Origin of the sequence: Vibrio sp. Y10_XG_PY6 (genome assembly GCF_024181795.1) — a bacterium.
Classification (GTDB): Bacteria; Pseudomonadota; Gammaproteobacteria; order Enterobacterales; family Vibrionaceae; genus Vibrio; species Vibrio diabolicus.
The window spans coordinates 311,681-335,979 of sequence record NZ_JAMZAQ010000002.1 but is presented as its reverse complement, the minus strand read 5'-3'; the positions used below and the strand labels follow the sequence as shown (position 1 = coordinate 335,979).

The 24,299-nt window shown below is 45.0% G+C and carries 25 protein-coding genes; 10 read left to right on the top strand and 15 right to left on the bottom strand.

The genetic code is table 11. From position 1 onward, the window contains the following. Window positions 1-2: 2 nt before the first annotated feature. On the bottom strand, window positions 3-263 hold the full coding sequence (locus NL644_RS09840; RefSeq protein ID WP_012841491.1) for a type B 50S ribosomal protein L31: 261 nt from the start codon (window positions 261-263) through the stop codon (window positions 3-5). Window positions 264-386: 123 nt separating this feature from the next. Here NL644_RS09840 and tsaA point away from each other — a divergent pair, with 123 nt between their 5' ends. The 5 genes from tsaA to NL644_RS09815 all read left to right on the top strand — a co-directional run bounded on the left by tsaA (window position 387) and on the right by NL644_RS09815 (window position 4,263). Further along, complete coding sequence (gene tsaA, locus NL644_RS09835; RefSeq protein ID WP_109169598.1) at window positions 387-1,082, top strand: tRNA (N6-threonylcarbamoyladenosine(37)-N6)-methyltransferase TrmO; 696 nt, start codon at window positions 387-389, stop codon at window positions 1,080-1,082. A 111-nt stretch (window positions 1,083-1,193) separates the two neighbouring features. Then, a complete protein-coding gene (locus NL644_RS09830; RefSeq protein ID WP_253658354.1) occupies window positions 1,194-2,909 on the top strand; it encodes a proline--tRNA ligase in 1,716 nt (571 codons plus the stop codon). Between the two features lie 176 nt (window positions 2,910-3,085). Beyond that, on the top strand, window positions 3,086-3,754 hold the full coding sequence (locus NL644_RS09825) for a tellurite resistance TerB family protein (protein ID WP_046874978.1): 669 nt from the start codon (window positions 3,086-3,088) through the stop codon (window positions 3,752-3,754). Window positions 3,755-3,865: 111 nt separating this feature from the next. Further along, entirely contained in the window at window positions 3,866-4,072 is a 207-nt protein-coding gene (locus NL644_RS09820; protein WP_005391765.1) for a YaeP family protein, read from the top strand. Further along, entirely contained in the window at window positions 4,072-4,263 is a 192-nt protein-coding gene (locus NL644_RS09815) for a DUF4250 domain-containing protein (protein WP_012841490.1), read from the top strand. The genes NL644_RS09820 and NL644_RS09815 overlap by 1 nt, the downstream gene beginning before the upstream one ends. A gap of 105 nt (window positions 4,264-4,368) precedes the next feature. Here the strand turns inward: NL644_RS09815 and NL644_RS09810 are convergent, their stop codons facing one another. Next, window positions 4,369-5,733 carry a sodium-dependent transporter gene (locus tag NL644_RS09810; protein WP_253658353.1) on the bottom strand — a complete coding sequence of 455 codons (1,365 nt, stop codon included), beginning with the start codon at window positions 5,731-5,733 and terminating at the stop codon, window positions 4,369-4,371. Window positions 5,734-6,109: 376 nt separating this feature from the next. Between NL644_RS09810 and NL644_RS09805 the strand changes: the two genes are divergently transcribed. Further along, on the top strand, window positions 6,110-8,656 hold the full coding sequence (locus NL644_RS09805; protein WP_253658352.1) for an Ig-like domain-containing protein: 2,547 nt from the start codon (window positions 6,110-6,112) through the stop codon (window positions 8,654-8,656). 134 nt (window positions 8,657-8,790) lie between these two features. On the opposite strand, the gene NL644_RS09800 is transcribed toward NL644_RS09805, so the two are convergent. Then, entirely contained in the window at window positions 8,791-9,534 is a 744-nt protein-coding gene (locus tag NL644_RS09800) for a YggN family protein (protein ID WP_005385316.1), read from the bottom strand. Between the two features lie 61 nt (window positions 9,535-9,595). Continuing rightward, the gene (locus NL644_RS09795; protein ID WP_012841488.1) at window positions 9,596-10,075 is read right to left on the bottom strand and encodes a GreA/GreB family elongation factor; all 480 of its coding nucleotides are present in this window, start codon (window positions 10,073-10,075) and stop codon (window positions 9,596-9,598) included. A gap of 76 nt (window positions 10,076-10,151) precedes the next feature. Between NL644_RS09795 and NL644_RS09790 the strand changes: the two genes are divergently transcribed. Continuing rightward, entirely contained in the window at window positions 10,152-12,077 is a 1,926-nt protein-coding gene (locus NL644_RS09790) for an ATP-dependent DNA helicase RecQ (RefSeq protein WP_181869534.1), read from the top strand. Here the strand turns inward: NL644_RS09790 and dinB are convergent. From dinB to bolA, 11 genes are all read right to left on the bottom strand, one after another. Beyond that, window positions 12,074-13,102 (bottom strand): DNA polymerase IV, encoded by a 1,029-nt coding sequence (gene dinB / locus NL644_RS09785; RefSeq protein ID WP_230198196.1) that lies wholly within the window; start codon window positions 13,100-13,102, stop codon window positions 12,074-12,076. The two genes, NL644_RS09790 and dinB, sit on opposite strands and share 4 nt — an antisense overlap. Before the next feature lie 111 nt (window positions 13,103-13,213). Beyond that, window positions 13,214-13,447, bottom strand: coding sequence for a DUF2789 domain-containing protein (locus NL644_RS09780; protein ID WP_012841486.1), 234 nt, complete (start codon window positions 13,445-13,447; stop codon window positions 13,214-13,216). Between the two features lie 231 nt (window positions 13,448-13,678). Next, entirely contained in the window at window positions 13,679-13,912 is a 234-nt protein-coding gene (nqrM, locus tag NL644_RS09775; protein WP_005436655.1) for a (Na+)-NQR maturation NqrM, read from the bottom strand. Window positions 13,913-13,934: 22 nt separating this feature from the next. After that, complete coding sequence (locus tag NL644_RS09770) at window positions 13,935-14,939, bottom strand: FAD:protein FMN transferase (protein ID WP_047008896.1); 1,005 nt, start codon at window positions 14,937-14,939, stop codon at window positions 13,935-13,937. 155 nt (window positions 14,940-15,094) lie between these two features. Continuing rightward, complete coding sequence (gene nqrF / locus NL644_RS09765) at window positions 15,095-16,318, bottom strand: NADH:ubiquinone reductase (Na(+)-transporting) subunit F (RefSeq protein WP_005380271.1); 1,224 nt, start codon at window positions 16,316-16,318, stop codon at window positions 15,095-15,097. Window positions 16,319-16,351: 33 nt separating this feature from the next. Beyond that, entirely contained in the window at window positions 16,352-16,948 is a 597-nt protein-coding gene (nqrE, locus tag NL644_RS09760) for an NADH:ubiquinone reductase (Na(+)-transporting) subunit E (protein ID WP_005380270.1), read from the bottom strand. A 7-nt stretch (window positions 16,949-16,955) separates the two neighbouring features. After that, complete coding sequence (locus NL644_RS09755; RefSeq protein ID WP_005380269.1) at window positions 16,956-17,588, bottom strand: NADH:ubiquinone reductase (Na(+)-transporting) subunit D; 633 nt, start codon at window positions 17,586-17,588, stop codon at window positions 16,956-16,958. After that, window positions 17,588-18,358, bottom strand: coding sequence for a Na(+)-translocating NADH-quinone reductase subunit C (locus NL644_RS09750; RefSeq protein ID WP_006742550.1), 771 nt, complete (start codon window positions 18,356-18,358; stop codon window positions 17,588-17,590). Before NL644_RS09750 ends, NL644_RS09755 begins: the two co-directional genes overlap by 1 nt. Then, the gene (locus NL644_RS09745; RefSeq protein WP_006742551.1) at window positions 18,348-19,592 is read right to left on the bottom strand and encodes an NADH:ubiquinone reductase (Na(+)-transporting) subunit B; all 1,245 of its coding nucleotides are present in this window, start codon (window positions 19,590-19,592) and stop codon (window positions 18,348-18,350) included. Before NL644_RS09745 ends, NL644_RS09750 begins: the two co-directional genes overlap by 11 nt. 5 nt (window positions 19,593-19,597) lie before the next feature. Continuing rightward, window positions 19,598-20,938, bottom strand: coding sequence for a Na(+)-translocating NADH-quinone reductase subunit A (locus tag NL644_RS09740; RefSeq protein WP_041853022.1), 1,341 nt, complete (start codon window positions 20,936-20,938; stop codon window positions 19,598-19,600). Window positions 20,939-21,411: 473 nt separating this feature from the next. Further along, window positions 21,412-21,720, bottom strand: a complete 309-nt coding sequence (gene bolA, locus NL644_RS09735; protein WP_005380262.1) for a transcriptional regulator BolA — start codon at window positions 21,718-21,720, stop codon at window positions 21,412-21,414. Window positions 21,721-21,963: 243 nt separating this feature from the next. On the opposite strand from bolA, the gene NL644_RS09730 reads away from it, so the two are divergent. Genes NL644_RS09730 through NL644_RS09720 form a run of 3 tightly spaced genes read left to right on the top strand, consistent with a single transcriptional unit; the run spans window position 21,964 to window position 24,265 of the window. Beyond that, window positions 21,964-23,118 carry a methyltransferase gene (locus NL644_RS09730; RefSeq protein WP_114323556.1) on the top strand — a complete coding sequence of 385 codons (1,155 nt, stop codon included), beginning with the start codon at window positions 21,964-21,966 and terminating at the stop codon, window positions 23,116-23,118. A 32-nt stretch (window positions 23,119-23,150) separates the two neighbouring features. Beyond that, window positions 23,151-23,720, top strand: a complete 570-nt coding sequence (locus tag NL644_RS09725; RefSeq protein WP_012841484.1) for a YajG family lipoprotein — start codon at window positions 23,151-23,153, stop codon at window positions 23,718-23,720. Further along, on the top strand, window positions 23,720-24,265 hold the full coding sequence (locus NL644_RS09720) for a peptidylprolyl isomerase (protein WP_114323557.1): 546 nt from the start codon (window positions 23,720-23,722) through the stop codon (window positions 24,263-24,265). Before NL644_RS09725 ends, NL644_RS09720 begins: the two co-directional genes overlap by 1 nt. The last annotated feature ends 34 nt before the right edge of the window (window positions 24,266-24,299 follow it).

Genomic DNA, 24,299 nt, shown 5'->3' with positions numbered 1-24,299 from the left:
ATTTATTCCTTTTCACTCTTAAATTGACCAAAACGACGGTTGAAGTTCGCAATACGACCTTCTGTTTGAACCACTCGCTGTTTACCGGTGTAGTACGGATGGGAGGCTGACGACACATCTAACGTAAAGTAAGGGTAGGTTTTGCCATCTTTCCATTCGATGGTTCTCTCTGTTTTCAACGTAGAACCAACAACGAAGTATTCATCTACGCTGGTGTCGTGGAACACCACTGGACGATATTCAGGGTGGATTCCTGGTTTCATAATACTTTTCCTCTTAATTAAAGTGTTATGTTATAACATTTTAATTAATAATCATTATCAACAAGAAAAGCAAGAGAAATTTGTGATACTTTTCATCTCAATGAATTCTTAAAGATGTCCACCATGTATTCCATTGAACCCATCGGCGTCATTGAGACACCGTACAAAGAAAAGTTTGCAGTACCGCGCCAGCCTCGCTTAGTACCAACAGCGAAAGCACGCGTAAAACTGTTAGGCGCAGCGAATAGCCCTGAAGCAGTGCGTGGGCTAGAACAGTTCTCTCACGTTTGGCTGTTATTTTTGTTTGATCAAAATCTGGAAGCAGGTTGGAAGCCAACCGTCCGTCCGCCACGACTAGGCGGCAATGAACGAATAGGTGTCTTTGCCTCACGCTCGACTTTCCGCCCAAACGGAATCGGAATGTCAGCCGTTGAAGTGAAAGGAGTCACTAAGCAAGGCGATCAAATCTATCTTGATTTAGGCAGCGTTGATCTCGTGGATGGCACACCGATTGTGGACATTAAGCCCTATATACCTTATTCAGATTCTATTCCAGAAGCACAAGGCGGATACGCAGACCAAGAACCAGAAAAGTCACAAGTCAACTTTTCTGCTCAAGCATTAGCAACGATAGAAAATCGATCCGATACTGACTATGTAAGATCAGTCATTGAACAAGTTCTGGCCCAAGATCCTCGTCCTGCATACAAGAAAAACAAGCCGGACGATAAAGAATATGCGGTAAATTTGTTCGACTTGAACGTAAAGTTCACAGCAACAAGCAACTTAATAACGGTTACCGCTATTGAAAGCTTTTGACAAACGCAATTGGCTGATATTATAGACGGCTAATAAATTTCCCTTTCGGGAACTCCTATACTCCAGCTTGTTCAAGCTTGAGTATCTAACTTAAATAAACGGATAAATTTAATGCGTACCAGTAATTATCTTCTTTCTACTCTGAAGGAGACTCCAAACGACGCAGAAGTAGTGAGCCACCAGCTCATGCTACGTGCAGGTATGATCCGTAAGCTGGCTTCAGGTCTATACACCTGGCTACCTACTGGTCTACGTGTACTGCGTAAAGTCGAAAACATCGTTCGTCAAGAAATCGACAATGCAGGCGCAGTCGAAACTTTGATGCCCGTTGTTCAGCCGTTTGAACTATGGGAAGAGACAGGCCGCAGCGAAAAGATGGGTCCTGAGCTACTTCGCTTTACTGACCGTCATGTTCGTCCGTTTGTACTTAGCCCAACAGCTGAAGAAGTGATCACTAGCCTTGTTCGTAATGAAGTGAGCTCTTACAAACAACTTCCGCTAAACCTGTACCAAATCCAAACCAAATTCCGTGACGAACGTCGTCCACGCTTCGGTGTAATGCGTTCACGTGAATTCTCAATGATGGATGCGTACAGCTTTGACATTGATAAAGACGGCCTACAAAAGTCATACGACGCAATGCACGATGCTTACTGCAAAGCATTCGATCGCATGGGTCTGGATTACCGTCCTGTACTAGCAGATAGCGGTGCTATCGGTGGTAGCGGCTCTCAAGAGTTCCACGTACTGGCTGAAAGTGGCGAAGACATCATCGCATTCTCTACCGAGTCAGATTACGCGGCAAACATCGAAAAAGCAGAAGCACTAGCTCCAGCCTCTGAAGCAGCGGCACCAACGCAAGAAATGACGTTGGTAGATACGCCAAACGCAAAAACAATCGCTGAATTGGTTGAACAGTTCGAGCTGCCAATTGAAAAAACAGTGAAAACTTTGTTTGTGAAAGCGTCTGACGAAGTTGATGCACCAATCATCGCGCTTATCATTCGTGGCGATCATGAGCTGAACGAAGTGAAAGCAGAAAACCTTCCTCAGGTTGCAGCTCCACTGGAAATGGCATCTGAAGAAGAAATTCGTGAGCTTATCGGTGCTGGTCCTGGTTCTCTAGGCCCTGTTGGTCTTAAACTGCCGTTCATCGTTGACCGCAGCGTAGCGGTAATGAATGATTTCGGTGCGGGCGCGAACATCGATGGCAAACACTACTTCGGCATTAACTGGGGTCGTGACGCAGAGCTTGGTCAAGTTGAAGACCTACGCAACGTGGTTGAAGGCGATCCAAGCCCATGTGGTAAAGGCACTATCCAGCTTAAGCGTGGTATCGAAGTTGGCCATATCTTCCAACTTGGCAACGCTTACTCGGCAGCGATGAACTGTGGTGTACTTGGTCCTGATGGTAAGAACGTCATCCTAGAAATGGGCTGTTACGGCATCGGTATCACTCGCGTCGTAGCGGCTGCTATTGAGCAAAACCATGACAAATACGGCATCATCTGGCCAGATGCAATCGCACCATTCCAGGTTGCGATCGTTCCAATGAACATGCACAAGTCAGAAGAAGTAAAAGAAGCCGCTGAGAAGTTGTACGCTGAGCTAACGGCAATGGGCATCGAAGTCCTATTTGACGACCGTAAAGAACGCCCAGGTGTAATGTTCTCTGACATGGAGCTTATTGGTGTACCGCATACCATTATTATCGGTGACCGCTCAATGAAAGAAGGCAACTTCGAATACAAGAACCGTGCTACTGGTGAGAAAACGCCAGTCGCAATGACTGATATTATCGAGCACGTAAAGGCTCAACTAAAGTAAGCGCTCGACGGTTCTCATTTGAAGTAATTTCAAAATAATTAGTAAGGGTTGACTTCGGTCAGCCCTTTTTTATTACTGGGCAACCTTACTACTCCCCTTTAGATCTATTCACTTTGTTAATCTTTGGTTCAGCTTCTTGCTATTAAACTGATTTCATCATCTAAAGGAGGTCAGTTATGGATTTAAAAAGTCTTCTAAACCAAGCACTCAAATCAGACTTACTCAAGCAAGGGGCTGATGCGTTAGGTAAACAAACTAACAACATCAAATCCTCATCAAACTCAAGTAGCCTGAAAACGCTAGGAGCAGGCGCCGTTGGCGGAGGCCTTATCGGCATGCTGATGGGCTCGAAGAAAAGTAAAAAAATGACCAAGAAAATAGGCTCGGGCGCATTAAAAGTCGGTGGCGCTGCTGCGCTTGGAGCATTAGCCTACAAAGTTTATAACGACTGGCAAGCCAAACAGTCCGGTCAAGGTGTTCATGAGACCTTTGACCCCGATGACAGCAAACACAGTGTACTAATTTTAAAAGCAATGATTGGAGCCGCAAAAGCCGATGGCCATGTCGATGAAGAGGAAATGGCCCGCATCGAGCAAGCCCTCGCAGATATGGGCGCAGATGAGCACGTACGTCAGCTCGTTCAGCAAGAACTAAACAAACCGCTCGATCCTGCTGAAATTGCTAATCAGGCGACCTCTCCCCAGCAAGCGTCAGAAATTTATCTCGCATCTTTGATTGTTGCTGATGAGCAAAACTTCATGGAAAAAGCGTATTTGCAAGAACTGGCAAAACAGCTTCAGCTTTCACCAGAAGTCACTCAGCAGTTAGAAGTACAAATGCAGTGATTAAATCTCGCTCAAGCAACTCCTCAACTTGAGCCAAAACAACTCTGCACTTTGAGTTTCAAATCTGCTGTGTGTATATTGAGATAAGTTATCATTTAGTGGAAAGAAAACATGCAAGTATACGGCTGTTGTGAACTGGTTCGTGAGCTTTATGCTCAAATTGGTAGTGGCGATCAAGCTTACATTCCTCAGGCAATTTCATGTGCTGTTAAAGCGCTGAACGATGTTGCGGCGGATGAGTCTCTGCCTAAAGAAGTGCGTGAAAAAGCGGCATTTGCTGCAGCAAACCTACTGATTTCAGATTTTGAGGATAAGTAATGAATCTAGCTAACTTTGAATCCATGGATCCTGTCATGCTCATGAGCATTGTAAATATGAAGCTACGCGACGACTTCGGTGGTGACTTAGATAAACTGGTAGCTTTCTTCGATATCGATCGCACAGCACTAGAAGCAAAACTGGCTTCTGCTGGTTTTGACTTTCTTCCAGAAGCAGGACAATTCCGTTAACCCGCTGCAATCACCGCGGGTAACTGAAACTGGGAATAACCAACATGAAAAAGGGCTTGATGATCACTCATCAAGCCCTTCTCTTTTGTCCAATAGACGTTTCGATTAGCCGAATGAAGCCCAGATGACCGTAGCCACAAGAATTGGACATACAAACTTCACATACGCTGGCCATAACTTACCAAACCAACCTTGCGTAAACTCCGGGCAACCTTGCTCAAGCTCTTTGATTTTTGAGTTGCGATTCCATACCCAACCACCAAATAAGCAGAATAAGAGCGCAGCGGTTGGTTGTAGATACTGAGTAGCAACCGTCGCGACCATACCAAACAGAGCGCCAAAGTTATAAACAATCACCACACTGAACAAGGCGATGAGACCACCTAAAACCCAGCTCGTTGCGCTACGCTTGGTGTTGAAACGCTCACTCACTAACGCCACTGGACACTCTAACATTGAAATGGAAGACGTTAGCGCCGCAATCGTCAGCAATAAGAAGAACACAATAGAGAACAATTGACCAAGCAAACCTAAGCTATCAAACATCAATGGCAATACGGTAAATACCAACGTATCAGAGCTTAATAGAGAGCCATCTTCAGCATAGATTTGAACGCCTTTTTGCATCGCAACAAACATCGCTGGCATCACCACTAACCCTGCAATGAAAGCAACGGCAGTATCTACCATGGTCACGTTCATCGCCATCTTTGGTAGGTTCTCTTTCTTACTCAAGTAAGAGCCATAAATCAGCATTGAACAGCCACCGATCGTAAGCGAGAAGAAGCCCTGCCCCATTGCAGCAAGAATCAACTTGCGGTCCCATACCTTTTCGAAATCCGGTACCAAGTAATGCTTTAGCCCTTCCATCGCACCGTTTTGCGTCATGATGTAAGCAAACAGTAGAGCAAACAAAACAAACAATGCTGGCATCAAACGTGTGGACCACTTCTCAATACCTTGTTTTACGCCACCTTGTACGATGAGAATCGTTAGCACATAAAAAGTAATGGCTCCGAACAAGTTACGTTCAACGCTAAAGCCCTTTAGCCATTGAGTTGCAGCTTCTAACCCCATTAGATCTGTGATTGCACCCAGTAAAAAGCAGATCAACCAACCACCGACAATAGAGTAAAACGCTAAAACAGCGCTTGGTACGCTTAAACCAATCCAGCCCACAATACCGCCGAGCTTTTTACCTACCGGATGATTGGTAAGCGAACGCATACTATCCACCGGGTTGGCTTGACCATGACGACCAATCGCCATTTCAACCACCAGCATAGGAAATGCGACGATAAGAATCATCACCAAATAAACCAACAGGAAAGCACCGCCGCCATTACTGGCAGCTTGGGTTGGAAAGCCCCAAATATTGCCAAGGCCAACTGCGGCACCTGCGGCTGCTAAGATGAATCCGAGACGAGAGCCAAAATGCTCACGAGTCTGAGAAGAGGTTTGCTGTGTCATACTACTCACACAAAATATCATTGAACTAGCTAACTAGTACACTATAGCAATATTCACTATTCAACAAGAGCACTCCGGTTAAATACTCGACAGTTGAAACAATTCACAGTCATTCAGCTTGTAAATTTTAACGTACATCTCACATTCATCATTCTAAGACCTGGCGACTTTTGTCTTTTTCACACGCCTAGAATTTGTGATTCTCCCATCGTGAAGTGAGCCGAAAAATAATGAGCTTTGGTGTAAGGAACGAATAGTTCCTCGTGATACTGTGTCGAAAAGCAGAATATTGTGCTTCGCTTTTTCCCCCTTATGTCTATTTATCAGCTAGTTATTACTCTGTTCTCATTTATATCCATGACTCAAGGAGAGGAAAATGAAGGTCACTCTACTTCACGGAGCGATGGTTGCAGCACTCAGCGTCAGCTACCAAGCTCAAGCCTATAACTGCCAAAGCTTACCCGACTGGGACAGCACTGCGACTTATACATCGGGCACTTTAGTAAAAACGCAAGGAGCCGCTTACGAGGCCGCGTATTGGACGCAAGGCAATGACCCTGTTACCAATTCAGGGGCTTGGGAGGCATGGAAAGCGTTAGGGCAATGTGATGGTGGAAGCAACAACCTAGAGCCAACAGTGTCATTCTCCTCTCCAACAAACAACGCACAAATTCCCGAAGGCAGTGCGATCACCTTGCTAGCCAACGCAGCCGACGAAGATGGTCAAATCGCACAAGTTGAGTTTGTTGCAGGCAACCAAACGGTTGCTGTGGTAACTCAAGCACCATTCGAAGCATCTTGGACCGCTATTGAAGGTGTCTCGCAATTGACCGCGATTGCGACCGATAATGAGGGAGCCGTTACCACCACGACGATTTCTATCCAAGTTCAACCACAAGTCGAGTTGCCACCACCTAGCATTTCACTGACAAGCCCATCGGGAACGGAAGCGCTTAACGTGGGTGGGAACCTCACGGTGGCCGCTCAAGCTGATGATATTGATGGTGTGGTCACACAAGTTGAGTTCTTCGTGAACAATCAATCCGTCGCGATTGATACCAGCGTACCTTACGAATATCAATGGACCGCGAATGCAGGTACACATTCGTTTAAAGCACAAGCGACTGATGACACAAACCTCGCAACCATGAGCCAAGAAGTAACGCTTGTTGTTAGTAATTCAGAAACAGGGACGGGCGGATGTGCAGATGCAGCGCCTTACGCGGCGGGCACGAGTTATCAAGTTGGCGACCTAGTTTCTCACTTCAACCAAAAATATCGTTGTGATGTTGCTGGTTGGTGTTCCTCGGATGCGACATGGGCTTACGAGCCAGGTGAAGGGCTATACTGGCAAGATGCTTGGAGTGGCCTAGGTGCTTGTTCGACGCCACCGCAAGTTACCATTACGGCACCAACGGATGGACAAGTCGTGCTCGCTGGCAGCAATAACGAAATCACGGCTAACGCAAGCGATGCTGATGGCACAGTCACGCAAGTTGAGTTTTTTGCGAACAACACCAGCTTAGGGGTCATCACTCAAGCACCATATTCCGTTACTTGGAACGCCACACTTATTGGCGCTAACCAGCTTAAAGCCGTCGCAACCGATAATGATAACAACACGTCAGAGTCCTTGGTTGGTGTGGAAGTCAGCGATAAAGATTTGGTCGTCTCACTGACTTCACCAAGCAGCGGTCAAACCGTCGGCTTAGGCAAAAACCTCGCATTAAGTGCCGATGCAACGTCTTTAACCTCAGGCATTAAACAAGTTGATTTCATGGTCAATGGTTCAGTTGTCGCCACAGATACGACTGCGCCTTATTCTGCGAATTGGACACCAGCCGCAATCGGACAGTTTACCGTAAGCGCTCAAGCCATTGATCTTGCTGGAAGCGCGACGTTATCTGACGCGGCAGCAATAACGGTGGTTGAGCAAGCAGAGAAACGTCACAAACTCATCGGTTACTGGCACAATTTTGTAAATGGGGCTGGCTGTCCAATTCGTCTAGCGGATATGGCTGATACGTGGGATGTGATTGATATTGCCTTTGCCGAAAATGACCGCAACAGTGATGGCACCGTGCACTTTAATCTATATTCAGGCGATATTTACAGCGATTGTCCAGCACTCGATCCAACACAATTCAAGCAGGACATGGCAGCGCTTCAAGCTAAAGGTAAGAAGTTTGTTCTCTCTCTTGGCGGCGCAGAAGGCACGATTACGCTGAATACCGACCAAGATGAAGCCAACTTTGTCTCTAGCCTAACAGGTCTTATCGCTGAGTGGGGCTTTGATGGTCTTGATGTGGATTTAGAGAGTGGATCTAACTTGGTTCATGGCTCGCAAATTCAAGCTCGCCTTGGTCGTGCTTTGCTTCAAATAGAGCAAAACATGGGTGGCGATATGTACCTAACCATGGCACCTGAGCATCCTTATGTTCAAGGCGGCTATGTGGCTTACAGCGGTATTTGGGGAGCTTACATTCCTGTGATTAATGAGACACGCAGCACGCTCGACCTGCTTCACGTCCAGCTATATAACAACGGTGGTTTGCCAAACCCATATCTGCCAGGCAGTGCACCAGAAGGCTCTGTGGATATGATGGTAGCGCAATCTAAAATGCTTATCGAAGGCTTTGAATTGGCCGACGGCACTCAGTTTGCACCACTACGTGATGATCAAGTCGCAATCGGCTTACCTTCAGGTCCTAACTCGGCAAATTCAGGCCAGGCTCCGACACAGAATATTATCAGCGCACTAGATTGTTTAACCAAAGGCACTTCATGCGGCACCATTAAGCCAGCGTTCAATTACCCGAATTATGCAGGGGTAATGACGTGGTCTATCAACTGGGATCAGCATGATGGTTTTAATTTCTCAAAACCTGTCGGCGATAAGCTCACCGAGATGAACGCGCAATAAGCTATCAAAGAACAAGCGGGTAAAACGGAAATATCGTCTTGCTTTCATTACTTGTTCAAGTATGTAAAAACGAAAAGAGAGCACAATAGTGCTCTCTTTCTTTATACCATTGAGTTCTACTTTTTGAAGGGTAATTAAATCGTAAATACTCGGTAATCTTTTAGCTCAGGGATTTTCTTCAACAAATCGTCTTCTTGCCCTGCCATGTCATCCAACGAGTCACACAAGTCTTCTGCTTGTTGCTCTACCTCTTTCGAATGCTCAGCTAAACGCTCTTCTACTTTCGCGCTGAGTTCAGCCATACTCTCCGATAATGCAGTGAGGTTTATTCCCCCCTCTTCCTTCATTTTTTTCGATAAAGCATCCAACGAACTCGCTAAAAACTCTTTATTGAAGATCTCTTGTGCTTTTGCAAAGTCTTCAGTCCACCCTTGTGTCATGGACTCAAAACTTTCCGCTGGTAGAATGAAATCGCCATCTTTGTAGTAACGTGATTCAACATCAGCGAAAAAGTCCTGTACTGCGACTTTGACGTTATCAAACGCGCCAGGTGCGTCTAGGCTTTCCGCAACATCATCGATGATGTCATTTGCAAGCGCTAAACCATCACTCGCCAACTGCTTTGCTTGTGGAATATACGCGTTCATTTTTTCGCGATAGTCTTCAATTGCCGCTTTTTGGTCGGCATTGAGTTCAATTAGCTCACCTTTGATGAATAGGTTGTTATCCTCATCCACGACAGCTTTATCACCTGTCGTTTGGCGAATTTCCAAGCTTTGCCCATCCATACGGACTTCATTATTGATGTCCACACGACACTGCGCTGCATAACCAGTAGCACTGACCATCAGCAATGAGAGTGTAAAAAGCTTTTTCATGTCATTCTCTTTTATTTAACATTACTCGTGTTAAACATAACACTGAGTGATACATGAGATGTCAGCAAACCGTCACGACTTCGTAACAAGTTGTTTTTTCTCCTATTTTCACATCAATCTCATCGCCTTCTTCTTTCCCGAATAACGCTCGACCAAGAGGAGATTTTGCTGTTAAGACAAAAACTTCCTGAGCCTGATATTTAACAGTCAGACCACCAGAACAAGGGCCTACAAAGAAGTGTTTTTCAAGCAAATTCTCATCTGCGAGAACGACGTAAGCACCTACACCAACAGGTGCGCCTTTAAAGTCGCGAGTCACTAGAGCGCGATATTGACGCAGCTCGTCTTCACTCTCTTGGATTCGCATAGCTTGTCCATGAGCAAGATACGCGGCTTCAAGTGCTAACGTATCGTACTTATGCTCGGGAACAGTTTCTTCATCTGTCGCGGCATCAATGGCTAGCTGAGCCGATGCATGGGCCACTTGAAGTTTTTCTTCCAGATGTTGGATGATAATTTGGACTAAGTCAGCTTTGTTCATACTTTTAGGACGCGCGTTTGGCACTCAGGGTGTGTTAATGTACCTAAGTTTACCATCAAAGAAAGGTTTCCCTATTATGCAAAGTGACTCGCTGCATCAAACACTTCAATCCGTATTTGGTTTTGACTCATTACGCCAAGGTCAACAACCTGTTATTGAAGCGGTTATGAATGGTTACTCTGCTGCGGCCATCTTTCCTACAGGTTCGGGTAAGTCTCTCTGTTACCAATTGCCAGCAACCGTATTGCCCAATCTTACGTTGGTGATCTCGCCGTTGTTGGCGCTAATGAAAGATCAGCTGAACTTTTTGCAAAGTAAAGGGATCCCGGCCGCTTCTATCGATAGCAGTCAAAGCAGAGAAGAGTCACAACGCGTCATGGCAGGGGTAAAAAATGGACAGATCAAAATATTGATGATTTCTGTTGAACGCCTAAAAAACGAGCGTTTTCGTGAGTTCATTCGCCAAGTACCGATCTCTTTGATGGTGGTTGATGAAGCGCACTGTATTTCCGAATGGGGACATAACTTCCGCCCTGATTATCTCAAGCTACCGCAATATCAACGTGAACTAAACATTCCACAATCTTTGCTTCTCACTGCAACAGCAACGCCCGCAGTTATTGAAGACATGAAACAAAAGTTCGATATTGCCAGTGAACATATTACCGTTACAGGCTTCTACCGCCCCAATCTGGATATCTCGGTGATCCCGTGCGAGGAAGCAACGAAACAAGAAAAGCTAAGTGAGATCATCGCCTCTTCACCTAAGCTTCCGACTATCGTATATGTGACACAACAGCAGACAGCAGAGCAAGTAGCAAAGTCACTAATCCGTATTGGCATTAATGCTCACGCCTACCACGCCGGCATGAAAAGCGACGTTCGTGAACAAATCCAACAGCAGTTCATGGATAGCCAAATTGACTGTATTGTTGCAACGATTGCATTTGGTATGGGGGTCGATAAATCTGATATCCGCCGCGTCATTCACTTCGACTTACCCAAATCGATCGAGAACTACGCACAAGAGATTGGACGTGCAGGCAGGGACGGGCAACGTTCTGAGTGCATTCTGCTGGGCAATACGTCCGGCTTAACGGTGTTGGAAAACTTTGTCTATGGTGACACACCTGAACTAACCTCGATTAACTATGTAGTCGAGCAAGCGAAAGAACATGCTCCACAATGGGAGGTAGTGCCACTGCGTTTATCGCGTGAAAGTAACATCCGCCAATTGCCACTCAAAACCTTGTTGGTTTATTTGGAGCTACATAAACTCATTGAAGCAAAATACAGTTACTTTGCGGAATATCGCTTTAAGTTTTTGCACGATCAGCAATTTATTGTGAATCAATTTCAAGGCGAGCGACGTCAATTCGTGGAGGCTATTTTCTCCTGTTCGCAAAAAGCCAAAGTGTGGTGCCAAGTTGACCTAGAAGCGTTATGGATGAACTATCAATCGGAACGCAGCCGAGTTGTCGCAGCCCTCGACTATTTTCACCAGAATGGTTGGATAGAGCTAGAGAGCAAACAACTGACCGACGTGTACTCTGTTTTGCCAACCACACAGGGTTCTGATGTTTTAATCCAACAACTGTATGAACTGTTCCAATCCAAAGAAAGCAAAGATATCGAAAGAATTCACACCATGCTGCGCTTGTTCCAGTCAGAGCACTGTTTGAGCTCACAATTGGCGAACTACTTTGCTGATCACAATGCACCAGAGCAATGTGGTCACTGCTCCGTGTGTCGTGGTCAAGTCGCTTCGTTCCCAGCACCACAAAATGAGGATATTGAGCCACCTCAAGTAGCAATGTGGGTGCAGGAATTTATTCAGCTCTCCCCTTCAACTATCAGCAATGATGCTGTCGCTCGCTTCTTGTGTGGCATTAGTACCCCTTTAATTAGCCAGCTAAAAGCTTCAAAACTGTCAGGTTATGGTGCGATGGCCAACACAAGCTTTGAGCAAGTATTAGATCAGGTAGAAGCAGTAAGAGCCTAGAAAAAGCTCAATTGACGCGCTTGGTTCTCGGGCTTGAGCATCACGTTCAAGCCTAAAAGGCGTATTTCCCGTCCGTTTTGGCGCTTAAGAATATCTCTTAACAAGATCTTGAAGTCCTCAAGCTCTAATTGCGGATGGATATGCTCAATTGTTGTCAGTTGAAAGTCGGCAAATTTAACTTTAATACCTTGTTTAATAATCGATTTATCTGGGCTTGCACGCTCTAAGCGTTTCTCGAGTTCAGGATAAAGTTTATCCTCGATCACTTGCCAACATTCATCATAGCTCGAGATATTCTGGCTGAATGTCCGTTCCACACCGACGGATTTTCTCTCTCGCTCAACGACGACCTCTCGATTATCAATTCCATGGCTACGCTGCCATAAAGATGCTCCCTGACGACCAAACTGTCTCAGCAATTCACGATAGTCGCTGTTTTTAATATCCTCACATCGATAAAAGCCCGCTTGATGTAGCTTCTCAAGACTCACCTTCCCAACACCAGGAATGTTTTCCAGCGGAAGTGTATCGATAACTTCCTGGACCTTATCTGGCGGGATAACAAACTGACCGTTGGGTTTATTCATATCAGAGGCGACTTTGGCAAGAAACTTAATCGGTGCAATGCCCGCCGATGCCGTCAGTCCAAGCTCATTCCAAATGTCGCGTCGAATAGACTCTGCGATCAACGTTGCGGAGCCACGACAAGCTGTCGAGTCCGTGACATCGAGGTATGCTTCATCTAATGATAGAGGTTCAATGATAGGCGTATAACGCTCAAAAATAGCACGAATCTGCTGAGAGACTTGTTTGTACACGTGCATTCGACCGGGAACCACCAGTAGATGGGGGCAGAGTTGCAATGCACGCGCCGTTGACATTGCACTACGAACGCCATATTTGCGCGCCTCATAATTACAGGTGCTAATCACGCCACGCTGTTTTTCATGACCGCCAACGGCGAGTGCAATGCCACGGTAACTAGGATTATCTCTCATCTCAACGGCAGCATAAAAACAATCCATATCGACGTGAATGATTTTTCTAATTCGGTCTGACATAGCCATCAAATACTGTTCAAAAAAACAGTATAAATTAAATCTGCCTTGATAGAAATGAGAGTTTGTAAACGTGCTTTAATCTCGTAACATCACATCAAGCTGATCGACCAACTCTGCCCAGTCTGCGTCTTCTTCAATGGCTTGTTTGAGAAATGTGGCTTGCGAACTTGTCCAAAAGCTGGCTTCATGCAGAGGGGCTGAAGCTCTTTTGTGCCGATGTTCGTTAATAAAGTCCTTTATCTCTTGAGGAGAGCTGCCGAGGCCTAGTTGTTGAAACAATTCAGCCATACCGTGTTGATGCATTTCCATATTTCCTCCTAAGTTGACGCGCTTTAGTTTGAGTATATAACCAAATAACAGTTAAGTACGGTGATTAAAGGGAAATGACTTGGCTGTGAAGTCTGCACCGACTTAAGCTTCCGGTCATCCTAGATTAAACGTAGCAAGCAAAGTATAAACTCTCAGAGAAGTAGAGCGAGAAATATAAAAAAACCCAGCTTTAGCTGGGTTATTTTGTATTACTCTTTGGATGACCGATACTTAAGCAATTCGATCTTTTTCCCATGCAGCCAATTTCTCAGCTCGCGCCGCTTCACGTGCTTCACGTTTCTTACGCGCGTCACATGGTTCTGGACAGTTACATACTTTCTCAATACCTACTGCACCAAGACCGCCACAGCTACCCTTCACTACTTTCTTCTGGAAGATGTAGCCAACAGCCATCGCTGCGATTACCGCAACAAAAACTGCAAACGTAATTAGAAATGTACTCATAAGAACATGCTCACTTCTGTTGTTATTTCTTCATGAACGGCTTGTATGCTTCCGAAGCCAGCTCTTTAAAACCATTTTCCGTCTTCACAATCATGAAAACAGGAATATTATTTTCGTTCGCAATTGCCATGCCTTTGTCTTCACCTAGCACCATAAGACCAGTTGCAAGACCATCAGCAGTCATCGACGATTTATCTAATACCGTTACAGACACCACTTTATGATGAATAGGTTTGCCTGTTCTTGGATTAATAATATGAGAGTATCTCACACCATTACTCTCAAAGTAATTACGATAGTCACCACTTGTTGCAATTGCCATGTCCCCTGGCTCAATAATTTCTTGAATTGAGCGCTCATCAATAGTCGGCTTTTCAATCGCAATGCGCCACGGCACGCCTTCACGATTCACGCCTTTGAGGCGCATTTCGCCGCCCACTTCTACCATGAAGTTATGAACCCCTTCAGATTGAAGGTAGTCAGCAACCACGTCAACCCCCCAACCTTTAGCAATAGTTGATAAATCGACATACAAGTTAGGAATATCTTTGGACAATTTATTGCCATCAACAGATAGATGATGAATGCCAGTATTGGCTTTGCGTGCCGCTAGCTCTTCATCTGTAGGAACGACATCAGGGCGAGCTTCTGGGCCAAAGCCCCACAGGTTAACTAAAGGACCGACTGTCACATCCAACGCACCTAAAGTAAGACCGTTAAGGCGAATTGCTTCTTTCACTACCGTTGCAGTTTGTGTCGAAACTGTAAATGGCTCGCTCGTTTGATGCTGGTTAAAACGACTTAACTCTGAATCATCACGGTAGGTCGACATTTGGTCATTAACCTCTTCCAATAAGCGATCAATTTCCGTCTGCATCGCTTTTGGCGTTGGAATACCATCTTGCTCGATATATTTGATGTTATAAGAAGTCCCCATGGTAGGGCCACTTAGATGAATTTGATCTGCTGGCTGCTCACAGCCAGCCAAAATCAATAGAGAAGCGAATGCAACAAGCCACGTTTTCACTTGTTAACTCCCAATGTTGTTGAATTGATATGGGGAATGGGACCGATTACTTAAATCCAATTACCTATATCAACTGTTGAATATTATTTTTACTTCTACAAAAAATAATGGCTAGCTCTTAGAGAGCTAGCCATAGATTCAATCACTTGGAGGGATTAACCACCGAAGTCATCTAGTAGGATGTTTTCATCCTCTACACCTAGATCTTTTAGCATGCCGATAACAGCCGCATTCATCATAGGTGGACCACACATGTAGTATTCACAGTCTTCTGGCGCTTCGTGATCACGTAGGTAGTTCTCGTAAAGAACGTTGTGAATAAAGCCAGTGTAACCATCCCAGTTATCTTCTGGAAGTGGATCAGACAGTGCACAGTGCCATACGAAGTTGTCATTCTCAGCTTGTAGCATATCGAAGTCTTCTACGTAGAACATTTCACGCTTAGAACGCGCGCCGTACCAGAAAGACATCTTACGCTTAGAGTGTAGACGCTTAAGTTGGTCGAAGATGTGTGAGCGCATTGGAGCCATACCAGCACCACCACCTACGAATACCATTTCTGCATCTGTATCTTTCGCAAAGAACTCACCAAATGGACCAGAAATAGTACACTTGTCGCCTTCTTTTAGAGACCAGATGTACGAAGACATGATGCCTGGTGGTACGTCTGGGTTGTTCGGCGGCGGAGTTGCGATACGAACGTTAAGCATGATGATACCGTGCTCTTCTGGGTAGTTAGCCATTGAGTATGCACGGATTGTCTCTTCATTAACTTTAGACTCGTAACGGAAAAGGTTGAACTTCTCCCAGTCTTCACGGTATTCCTCAGGAATATCGTAGTCTGCGTATTTCACGTGGTGAGCAGGTGCTTCAATCTGGATGTAACCACCAGCACGGAAAGGTACTGATTCGCCATCTGGAATTTGTAGCTTAAGCTCTTTGATGAATGTCGCTTTGTTATCATTAGAGATAACGGTACATTCCCACTTCTTAACGCCAAAGATTTCTTCAGGAAGCTCGATGTCCATGTCAGTTTTCATAGCAACCTGACACGCTAGACGCTCACCTTCACGTGCTTCACCTTTAGTAATATGGTCAAGCTCAGTTGGTAGGATGTCGCCACCACCTGATTTAACTTTTACGCGACACTGACCACATGAGCCACCGCCACCACAAGCAGAAGATACGAATACGCCAGCACCGGCTAGAGCACTCAGTAGCTTACCACCTGGTTGTGTAACGATCGCCAGAGAAGGGTCATCGTTCACAGAAATTGTAATGTCACCTGTTGGTACAAGCTTAGACTTAGCGAAAAGAATCACTAGTACTAGTGCAAGTACGATCAGAGTAAACATCACTACACCAAGAATAATGTCCATTGACTATTCCTTAATTGTTGCGGTTTACCCGACTTACAGTTGAACACCAGAGAAAGACATAAAGCCTAACGCCATAAGACCTACAGTGATAAATGTGATACCAAGACCACGTAGACCTGGAGGTACGTCAGAGTACTTCATCTTCTCACGGATACCTGCAAGAGCAACGATTGCCAGCATCCAGCCCACACCAGAGCCGAAACCGTAAACGATAGATTCAGCAAAGTTGTAGTCACGTTGTACCATGAAAGATACACCACCGAAGATTGCACAGTTTACTGTGATCAGCGGTAGGAAGATGCCTAGCGCGTTGTACAAAGGTGGGAAGAAACGGTCTAGAACCATCTCTAGAATCTGTACAAGTGCTGCAATTACACCGATAAAGGTGATGAAGTTTAGGAAGCTAAGGTCCACGCCCTCAACTAACGCGTTCTCTCTCAGAACTAGGTTGTATACTAGGTTGTTCACAGGAACAGCGATAGTCAGTACTACCACAACTGCAACACCTAGGCCGAAAGAGGTCTTAACCTTCTTAGATACGGCAAGGAAAGTACACATACCTAGGAAGAAAGACAGAGCCATGTTTTCGATGAAAATCGATTTAACTAACAGACTAATGTAATGTTCCATGACGTCCTTACTCCTTCGCTTCTACTTGTTCTGGTTTCAGAATACGGATTACCCAGATAAGGAAGCCGATTAGGAAGAATGCTGATGGTGCTAGTAGCATTAGGCCGTTAGGCTGGTACCAACCACCGTTGCTCACTAGAGGTAGAACTTCTAGGCCAAATAGTTTGCCTGAGCCAAATAGCTCACGGAAGAAACCTACAGTGATAAGAACGAAACCGTAACCTAGACCGTTACCAATACCGTCAATAAGAGATGGTACTGGCGCAGACTTCATTGCGAATGCTTCAGCACGACCCATTACTATACAGTTAGTGATAATCAGACCAACGAATACAGATAGCTGTTTAGAGATATCGTATAGGTAAGCTTTTAGCACCTGGTCTACCACGATTACTAGCGATGCGATAATTGCCATCTGAACGATGATACGCACACTGTTAGGAATGTGGTTACGGATCAATGAAACAGAGAAGTTAGACAGCGCAGTTACAAATGTTACCGCTAGCGTCATTACAAAAGCTGTTTCTAGTTTAGTTGTTACTGCAAGAGCAGAACATACACCAAGAACTTGTAGCGCGATTGGGTTGTTATCCAATACTGGCGCTAGAATGCTCTTTTTAACGTTTTGTGCACTAGACATTAGTTAAGTTCTCCGTCACGAACTTTTGCTAGGAAAGGACCAAAGCCCTTGTCACCTAACCAGAAGTCAAATGTGTGTTGAACACCATTACTAGTGAGCGTTGCTCCTGATAGACCATCAACACCGTGCTCAGAACCTTGCGGTGCGCCGCCTTTCACGACCTTAATCGCTGGCTGATGATCTTCATTGTACAATTTCTTGCCAATGAATTGATCGCGCCATGAAGGGTTCTCTACTTCACCACCAAGTCCAGGAGTTTCACCTTGCTCGTAGTAAGTAATAGCAGACACAGTGTTACCATCAGTTTCAACGGCTACAAAGGCATACATCATCGACCATAGTCCTTTACCGTGCATAGGCAAGATAACTTTTTGGACTTCATCTTGGTCTTTTACTAAGTACACCACTGCTGTATTCGCACGACGACGGATATCAGCGACATCTTCTTCTGGTGTCAATGCGATTGAACGTTCTGCATCTTTTGATGCTTCACGCTGATCGTACGTAGATGCATTACCCTCAGTAAAGTTACCTGTTTCAAGGTCTACCAGACGAGGTTCGATGTACTCAGCAAATAGCTCTGGTACTTTCTTACCGTTCGCGTCAATGCCTGCAACTTCAACGATCTTTGATTGCTTATCTAGGACAGCGTTAGCTTTTTGCTTATCACGCAGACCTACTGCTGCTGTTGATACGATGATTGAACAAACAAGGCTCAACCCGATAACAACACCCAGCGTCTTTTTAATGCTGTCGTTATTACTTGCCATAGCGTGCTAGTCTCCGCTTGATGTTCTTCTCAATCACTACATGGTCGAACAGAGGTGCGAATAGGTTCGCGAATAGAATCGCCAGCATCATACCTTCTGGGTACGCCGGGTTAACTACACGGATCATCACACACATTGCACCAATCAGGATGCCGTACCACCATTTACCTTTGTTAGTAAATGACGCTGATACTGGGTCCGTTGCCATGAAGAACATACCGAATGCAAAACCACCTAGAACTAGGTGCCAGTGCCATGGCATGTTGAACATTGGGTTAGTGTCAGAACCGATCACGTTAAACAGAGTCGATACTGCAATCATACCGATCATTACGCCCGCAATGATGCGCCATGAAGCGATTCGCATGTAAACGATCATCGCTGCACCGATCATTAGAGCTAGAGTCGATACTTCACCAATAGAGCCAGGGATGTTACCGATGAAAGCGTCCATCCAAGTGATAGGAGAACCAGTTACTGTGTTAACTAGAGCACCGTTACCACCTTGAGCCCATTGGCTAAGAGCAGTTGCACCAGAGAAGCCGTCAGCTGCAGTCCATACTACGTCACCCGAGATTTGCGCTGGGTAAGCGAAGAATAGGAATGCACGACCTGCAAGTGCAGGGTTAAGGAAGTTACGACCTGTACCACCGAAGATCTCCTTCGCAACAACAACACCAAATGTGATACCTAGTGCCGCTTGCCATAGAGGTAGCGTTGGTGGAACGATAAGTGCGAACAAGATAGAAGTAACAAAGAAGCCTTCGTTTACTTCGTGCTTACGCACCATACAGAAAAGCACTTCCCAGAAACCACCAACAAGGAATACTGTTGCGTAGATAGGTAGGAAGTAGGTCGCACCTAGTAGCATCTTACTGCCAACCCCGGCATCAGCGGCAATCGTTCCGCCCAGCATCTCAGTTAGCCAGTAGTGCCAGTTACCAGAGATAACTGTCGCTAGTTGATCACCAGCGTACATGTGGTTAAGCGCTGCAATAGCTTGGCCACCTGCGTTGTACATACCCCAGAACATTGCTGGGAATACCGCAAACCAAACCATGATCATGATACGTTTTAGGTCAACGCTATCACGAACGTGCGAGCTTTTATTTGTTACGATACCTGGAGTGTAAAAAACTGTTGCTACAGCTTCGTACAGGGCAAACCATTTTTCGTGTTTACCACCAGGCTCAAAATGATGCTCGATGTCTTCAAGAAACTTTTTAAGAGCCATGAAAATTACCCTTCCTTCTCGATAGTATCTAGGCATTCACGAAGTAACGTACCGTACTCGTACTTACCTGGACATACAAAGGTACACAATGCTAGATCTTCTTCATCCAGTTCAAGCGCACCCAGTGCTTGAGCACTGTCTGTATCACCTGCACATAGATCACGAAGCAGCAGAGTAGGCTCCATATCTAGAGGCATTACGCGTTCGTAGTTGCCAATTGGAACCATTGAACGATCACTACCATTGGTCGTCGTTGTCATATTGAACAACTGACCTTTGAATACGTGACCAAGGAAAGAGCGAGTTACCGAGAACTTATTCTTACCAGGCATTGCCCAGCCAAATAGTTCTTTCTCACGGCCTTCACGTAATACAGAAACCTGTTGATGGTAACGGCCAAGGTATGCGTGTGGACCAGTTGCATGTGTACCTGTCAGTACAGAACCAGAAATCACACGAACTTCGCCAGGCATCAGCTCGTTATCTGTTAGGTCATCTAAGCTTGCACCGATTACGGTACGAACTAGACGAGGGTTATTCACAACTGGACCAGCTAGAGACACAACACGATCTGTGTATAGCTCACCAGTTAGGAACAGCTTACCGAACGCGATAACGTCTTGGTAGTTGATGCTCCATGCCACATTTTCTGCATTCACTGGGTATAGGAAATGCATGTGGGTGCCAGCAAGACCTGCTGGGTGAGGGCCATCGAAGACGTGTTCTTCTACGTTAGACTGTGAAGAGCGTGGCAAACTAGTGCCAGATTTACATACGTAAACCTTGCCTTCTGTCAGGGCTGAAAGAATGTCTAGACCAGCAATGAATGCTTCTTGTTGCTCATTAATGATCAACTCAGGCTTAGCTGCTAATGGATTAGTATCCATTGCAGTTACGAAAATAGCCTTAGTAGAAGACTCGATTGCAGGAACCTTGCTAAACGGACGAGTACGTAAAGCGGTCCATAGGCCAGAGTCAACCAACTGAGTCTTGATCACTTCACGATCTAGACCTGAAAGTTGAGCGGCTTCGAACTTATCAAATGTCACCTGCTCTTCACCTGCCACTTCAATCACTACAGATTGAAGGACACGTTTAGCGCCACGGTTAACTTCGATCACTTTACCGGCTGCTGGTGCAGTAAATTTCACGCCAGGGTTCTTTTTATCTTCAAAAAGAACTTGCGCTTTTTTCACTTCATCACCAACGCGGACATGCATGGTAGGACGCATGCCAACGTACTCTTCGCCAAGCAAGGCGACTTTTTTGATGGTCTTACCATCATTAATCACCTGGGATGGAGTTCCTGCGATAGGAAGATCCAAGCCCTTCTTTATTGTAATCATACGCACTTGCACTACTTTTATCGGGAAAAAGATTCTTTTGATTGCGTAACTTTTAGACACGACATCAGTGTCCGGTTTTGATGTTGTTTTAAACATCAAAATCGCAACATCCTATTAAAAATCTCGTCACAAGGAATACGCGAGATTTATCAGGTGCCGTAGTCTAGCATTTTTTAGGAACTTGATGCCATGACCAATCATTAGAATAGAGGGGTTATTTCGGTAGAATCAGGTCTAAAAGGTCAAAGAATAGTCATAACTTTGACCGATCGCACAAATGCCATATTCCATACATATCTTATGGAAAAGTCATATTCATCGCCTGAAATATCCTGCAATTTCCATTCATTTGTTGAAACACTGTTAACACATTTTTTAACCAGAATTTGTGCCACATCAATGCCCCTAAAGAATGTAAAACGAAAAAAGATGGCCTTAGCCACCTTTTCTCTGCACCTTTATATTTTGCGTCTTTAGTGACCGCCACCCATACACATAGGGCTATCAGGAGCGCCATCTTGTTCTCGCTTCCACTCTTCATCAGTGTATGTATGGATAGCTAGTGCATGAATGTGGTTATCCAGCTCATCTGCCAAAATTTGATGAACTTGGCGATGGCGTCCAATCAAACGCTGTCCCGCGAACGAATCACTCACAACAATCACTTTGAAGTGACTCTCCGAGCCTGGTGGCACATTATGCATGTAGCTCTCATTAATCACTTTGAGATAGCTTGGTTGCAGCTCACTGTGTAGTTTCTTCTCTATGATTTCTTGGATCATATTCGTTCCTCATTGATGCGAATTCCATAAGTATATACCTAAGTAAAGCAGACGTGTATCACTCAAACATCACTCTCATTATTGATGCATTTTACGTTCAACTGATTTCAAAGCGCTTGACGCCATGAACATGCCTAGAGAGCGACCACCACTGAACACGTAAAATTTGACAGCTTTTTGTATCTCGACACGTCATCATTTGCGACAATAACACTTAATTTCTAAATCAACTTACATTTAGCTATGAAAACCGAACTGAATCTTCACGAGCGAAGCTTAACACTTCATCGTTTCCCAAAACGCAGCAATGAAACTCTACAAGCGTGGGATGCCGGTGATGAGTATCTTATTAATCATGTTGAAGAACTTGCTTTGCCAGACAATCAAAACATCCTCGTGATTAATGACAGCTTTGGTGCCCTCTCCTGCTGGTTTTCAGAAAAGCACCATGTAACGCTAATGAGTGATTCATTCATTTCTCATAAGGGTGTGCTGCAGAACCTTGAGCAAAACCAGTGCAATAAGGTAGCATTTGCAACCACGATGGACCCCGTACCTTCCAATACTGATCTCGTATTGCTGCAACTGCCAAAAAGTAACCGTCACCTCGTTTGGATACTCAGTCAGTTAAGAAAAGCACTGCCTGCATCCTGCCCCGTCATTGCAGTTAATAAAGCGAAAGACATTCATACTTCAACGCTAAAACTGTTTGAAAAATATTTGGGTGAGACAAAAACATCTCTGGCCTGGAAAAAGCACCGATTGGTATTTGCTCAAGCAACGGTTGAACCAACAATTGAAGTAAGCCCTTTCACTACTTGGCGCGTTGAAGGCGAAGATATCGAACTCAAGAACATGCCAAATGTCTATTCAGGAGAAAGCTTAGATTTAGGTGCGCGTTTTATGCTGCAGCACCTACCTCAAGACCCATTGATAGATAATGTTATCGATCTCGGTTGCGGTAATGGTGTTCTGTCTGTGAAGTTTGGTCAGCTGAATCCGAATGCTCGATTAACATGTGTTGATGAAAGCTTTATGGCGCTTGAGTCCGCGAAGCAGAACCTGCTAGATAACCTTGGTGAAGATAGAGACATACAGTGTGTTGCAAACAATTGTTTGGACGGTTTTAAACACAACAGCTGCTCTATGATTATGTGTAACCCACCCTTTCACCAACAGCAGGCAATCACCGATCATATTGCTTGGCAAATGTTCTGTGATGCAAAGCAAGTATTAAGTGAAGGTGGTAAGTTACTGGTGATTGGAAATCGTCATCTTGGTTACGACGCAAAACTAAAACGGCTGTTTGGCGATAAGAATGTGAAACTTATCGCTTCCAACAATAAGTTTGTGATTTTACAGGCCACAAAAAATCCTGCTAAATTAAGCGCAAAATAAGCTTTAGCAAAATAGTTAAAAGGAATAATAAAATGAGAAAATTGGTACTTGCGGCTTCGGTTGCGTTGCTTGCTGCGTGTTCAGCGCCTCAACAGCCTCAGCTGAATTTGATGCCAGAAAGCACACTGAGCACCAATCCAATTGTTCAAGGCAAGACTTACAGCTTGACCAGCAAAGATGTACGTGCAGCGCAGTACGTGGCGTTGGTGGATAACGGCCGTTCGAACATTCTTCCTCTTCATGCTAAACAGAATTTACGTATTGCGTTAGAAGAAGCATTAGAGAAGCAGTTTTCATCTCAGGGCTTCCATGCCGATCTAAACAGCAACAATGCAATTGAATTAAACGTTCAAGAAGCATTAGTTAACGTAAAACATTCGGTGATGGAAAATGAGATGGATGCGAAAGTCGTGCTTGAAATCACCGCAGAAACACCAGAAGGCAAGCTGGTCAAAACTTACACAGGCACTGCGAAGCGTTCTGGCACATTGAGTGCGTCTGATGCCGACATTGAGCAAACACTGAATGATGTAGTGACATTAACACTTAAGGAAATTGCCAATGATCCTGAGCTTCGTCAGTACATGCAGGAGCGTTTCTAATGTTACGCAAGGCAATTCTTTCTCTCGCGCTACTCAGTTGCAGCGTTTGGGCTGGACCAAAAGTGGCGTTTGAAACAACGTTAGGTTCATTTACTGTCGAACTGAATGAAGAGAAAGCGCCGATTACGGTAGCGAACTTCCTAAAATATGTAGAAGACGGTAGCTATGAAGGCACTATTTTTCACCGCGTTATTCCAGGCTTTATGGCGCAAGGTGGTGGCTTTAACCAAGATATGCAAATGGTGAAGACTTACGCTCCAATCAAAAACGAGGGTAATAACGGTTTAAATAACGACCGTGCGACGATTGCAATGGCACGCACCAACGCGCCTGACTCGGCTACTCGTCAGTTTTTTATCAATTTAGTCGACAATGATTTTCTAAACTACGGCGCTCGCCCACCGGGTTATTCGGTATTTGGCGAGGTCACGGAAGGATTCGACATTATCCAAAAAATGGCAAAACAGCCAACTACGACGACTCGCGGTATGCGTGATGTTCCCGAGACTCAAATCGTCATCACTAAAGCAACACTACTTAAATAGCCAAAACGATAAGCCCTTTGAATAATCGAAGGGC

Coding starts and splice junctions, on each gene's coding strand:
- NL644_RS09840 (WP_012841491.1), bottom strand. CDS start 263: ATGAAACCAGGAATCCACCCTGAATATCGTCCAGTGGTGTTCCACGAC.
- tsaA (WP_109169598.1), top strand. CDS start 387: ATGTATTCCATTGAACCCATCGGCGTCATTGAGACACCGTACAAAGAA.
- NL644_RS09830 (WP_253658354.1), top strand. CDS start 1,194: ATGCGTACCAGTAATTATCTTCTTTCTACTCTGAAGGAGACTCCAAAC.
- NL644_RS09825 (WP_046874978.1), top strand. CDS start 3,086: ATGGATTTAAAAAGTCTTCTAAACCAAGCACTCAAATCAGACTTACTC.
- NL644_RS09820 (WP_005391765.1), top strand. CDS start 3,866: ATGCAAGTATACGGCTGTTGTGAACTGGTTCGTGAGCTTTATGCTCAA.
- NL644_RS09815 (WP_012841490.1), top strand. CDS start 4,072: ATGAATCTAGCTAACTTTGAATCCATGGATCCTGTCATGCTCATGAGC.
- NL644_RS09810 (WP_253658353.1), bottom strand. CDS start 5,733: ATGACACAGCAAACCTCTTCTCAGACTCGTGAGCATTTTGGCTCTCGT.
- NL644_RS09805 (WP_253658352.1), top strand. CDS start 6,110: ATGAAGGTCACTCTACTTCACGGAGCGATGGTTGCAGCACTCAGCGTC.
- NL644_RS09800 (WP_005385316.1), bottom strand. CDS start 9,534: ATGAAAAAGCTTTTTACACTCTCATTGCTGATGGTCAGTGCTACTGGT.
- NL644_RS09795 (WP_012841488.1), bottom strand. CDS start 10,075: ATGAACAAAGCTGACTTAGTCCAAATTATCATCCAACATCTGGAAGAA.
- NL644_RS09790 (WP_181869534.1), top strand. CDS start 10,152: ATGCAAAGTGACTCGCTGCATCAAACACTTCAATCCGTATTTGGTTTT.
- dinB (WP_230198196.1), bottom strand. CDS start 13,102: ATGGATTGTTTTTATGCTGCCGTTGAGATGAGAGATAATCCTAGTTAC.
- NL644_RS09780 (WP_012841486.1), bottom strand. CDS start 13,447: ATGGAAATGCATCAACACGGTATGGCTGAATTGTTTCAACAACTAGGC.
- nqrM (WP_005436655.1), bottom strand. CDS start 13,912: ATGAGTACATTTCTAATTACGTTTGCAGTTTTTGTTGCGGTAATCGCA.
- nqrF (WP_005380271.1), bottom strand. CDS start 16,318: ATGGACATTATTCTTGGTGTAGTGATGTTTACTCTGATCGTACTTGCA.
- nqrE (WP_005380270.1), bottom strand. CDS start 16,948: ATGGAACATTACATTAGTCTGTTAGTTAAATCGATTTTCATCGAAAAC.
- NL644_RS09755 (WP_005380269.1), bottom strand. CDS start 17,588: ATGTCTAGTGCACAAAACGTTAAAAAGAGCATTCTAGCGCCAGTATTG.
- NL644_RS09750 (WP_006742550.1), bottom strand. CDS start 18,358: ATGGCAAGTAATAACGACAGCATTAAAAAGACGCTGGGTGTTGTTATC.
- NL644_RS09745 (WP_006742551.1), bottom strand. CDS start 19,592: ATGGCTCTTAAAAAGTTTCTTGAAGACATCGAGCATCATTTTGAGCCT.
- NL644_RS09740 (WP_041853022.1), bottom strand. CDS start 20,938: ATGATTACAATAAAGAAGGGCTTGGATCTTCCTATCGCAGGAACTCCA.
- bolA (WP_005380262.1), bottom strand. CDS start 21,720: ATGATCCAAGAAATCATAGAGAAGAAACTACACAGTGAGCTGCAACCA.
- NL644_RS09730 (WP_114323556.1), top strand. CDS start 21,964: ATGAAAACCGAACTGAATCTTCACGAGCGAAGCTTAACACTTCATCGT.
- NL644_RS09725 (WP_012841484.1), top strand. CDS start 23,151: ATGAGAAAATTGGTACTTGCGGCTTCGGTTGCGTTGCTTGCTGCGTGT.
- NL644_RS09720 (WP_114323557.1), top strand. CDS start 23,720: ATGTTACGCAAGGCAATTCTTTCTCTCGCGCTACTCAGTTGCAGCGTT.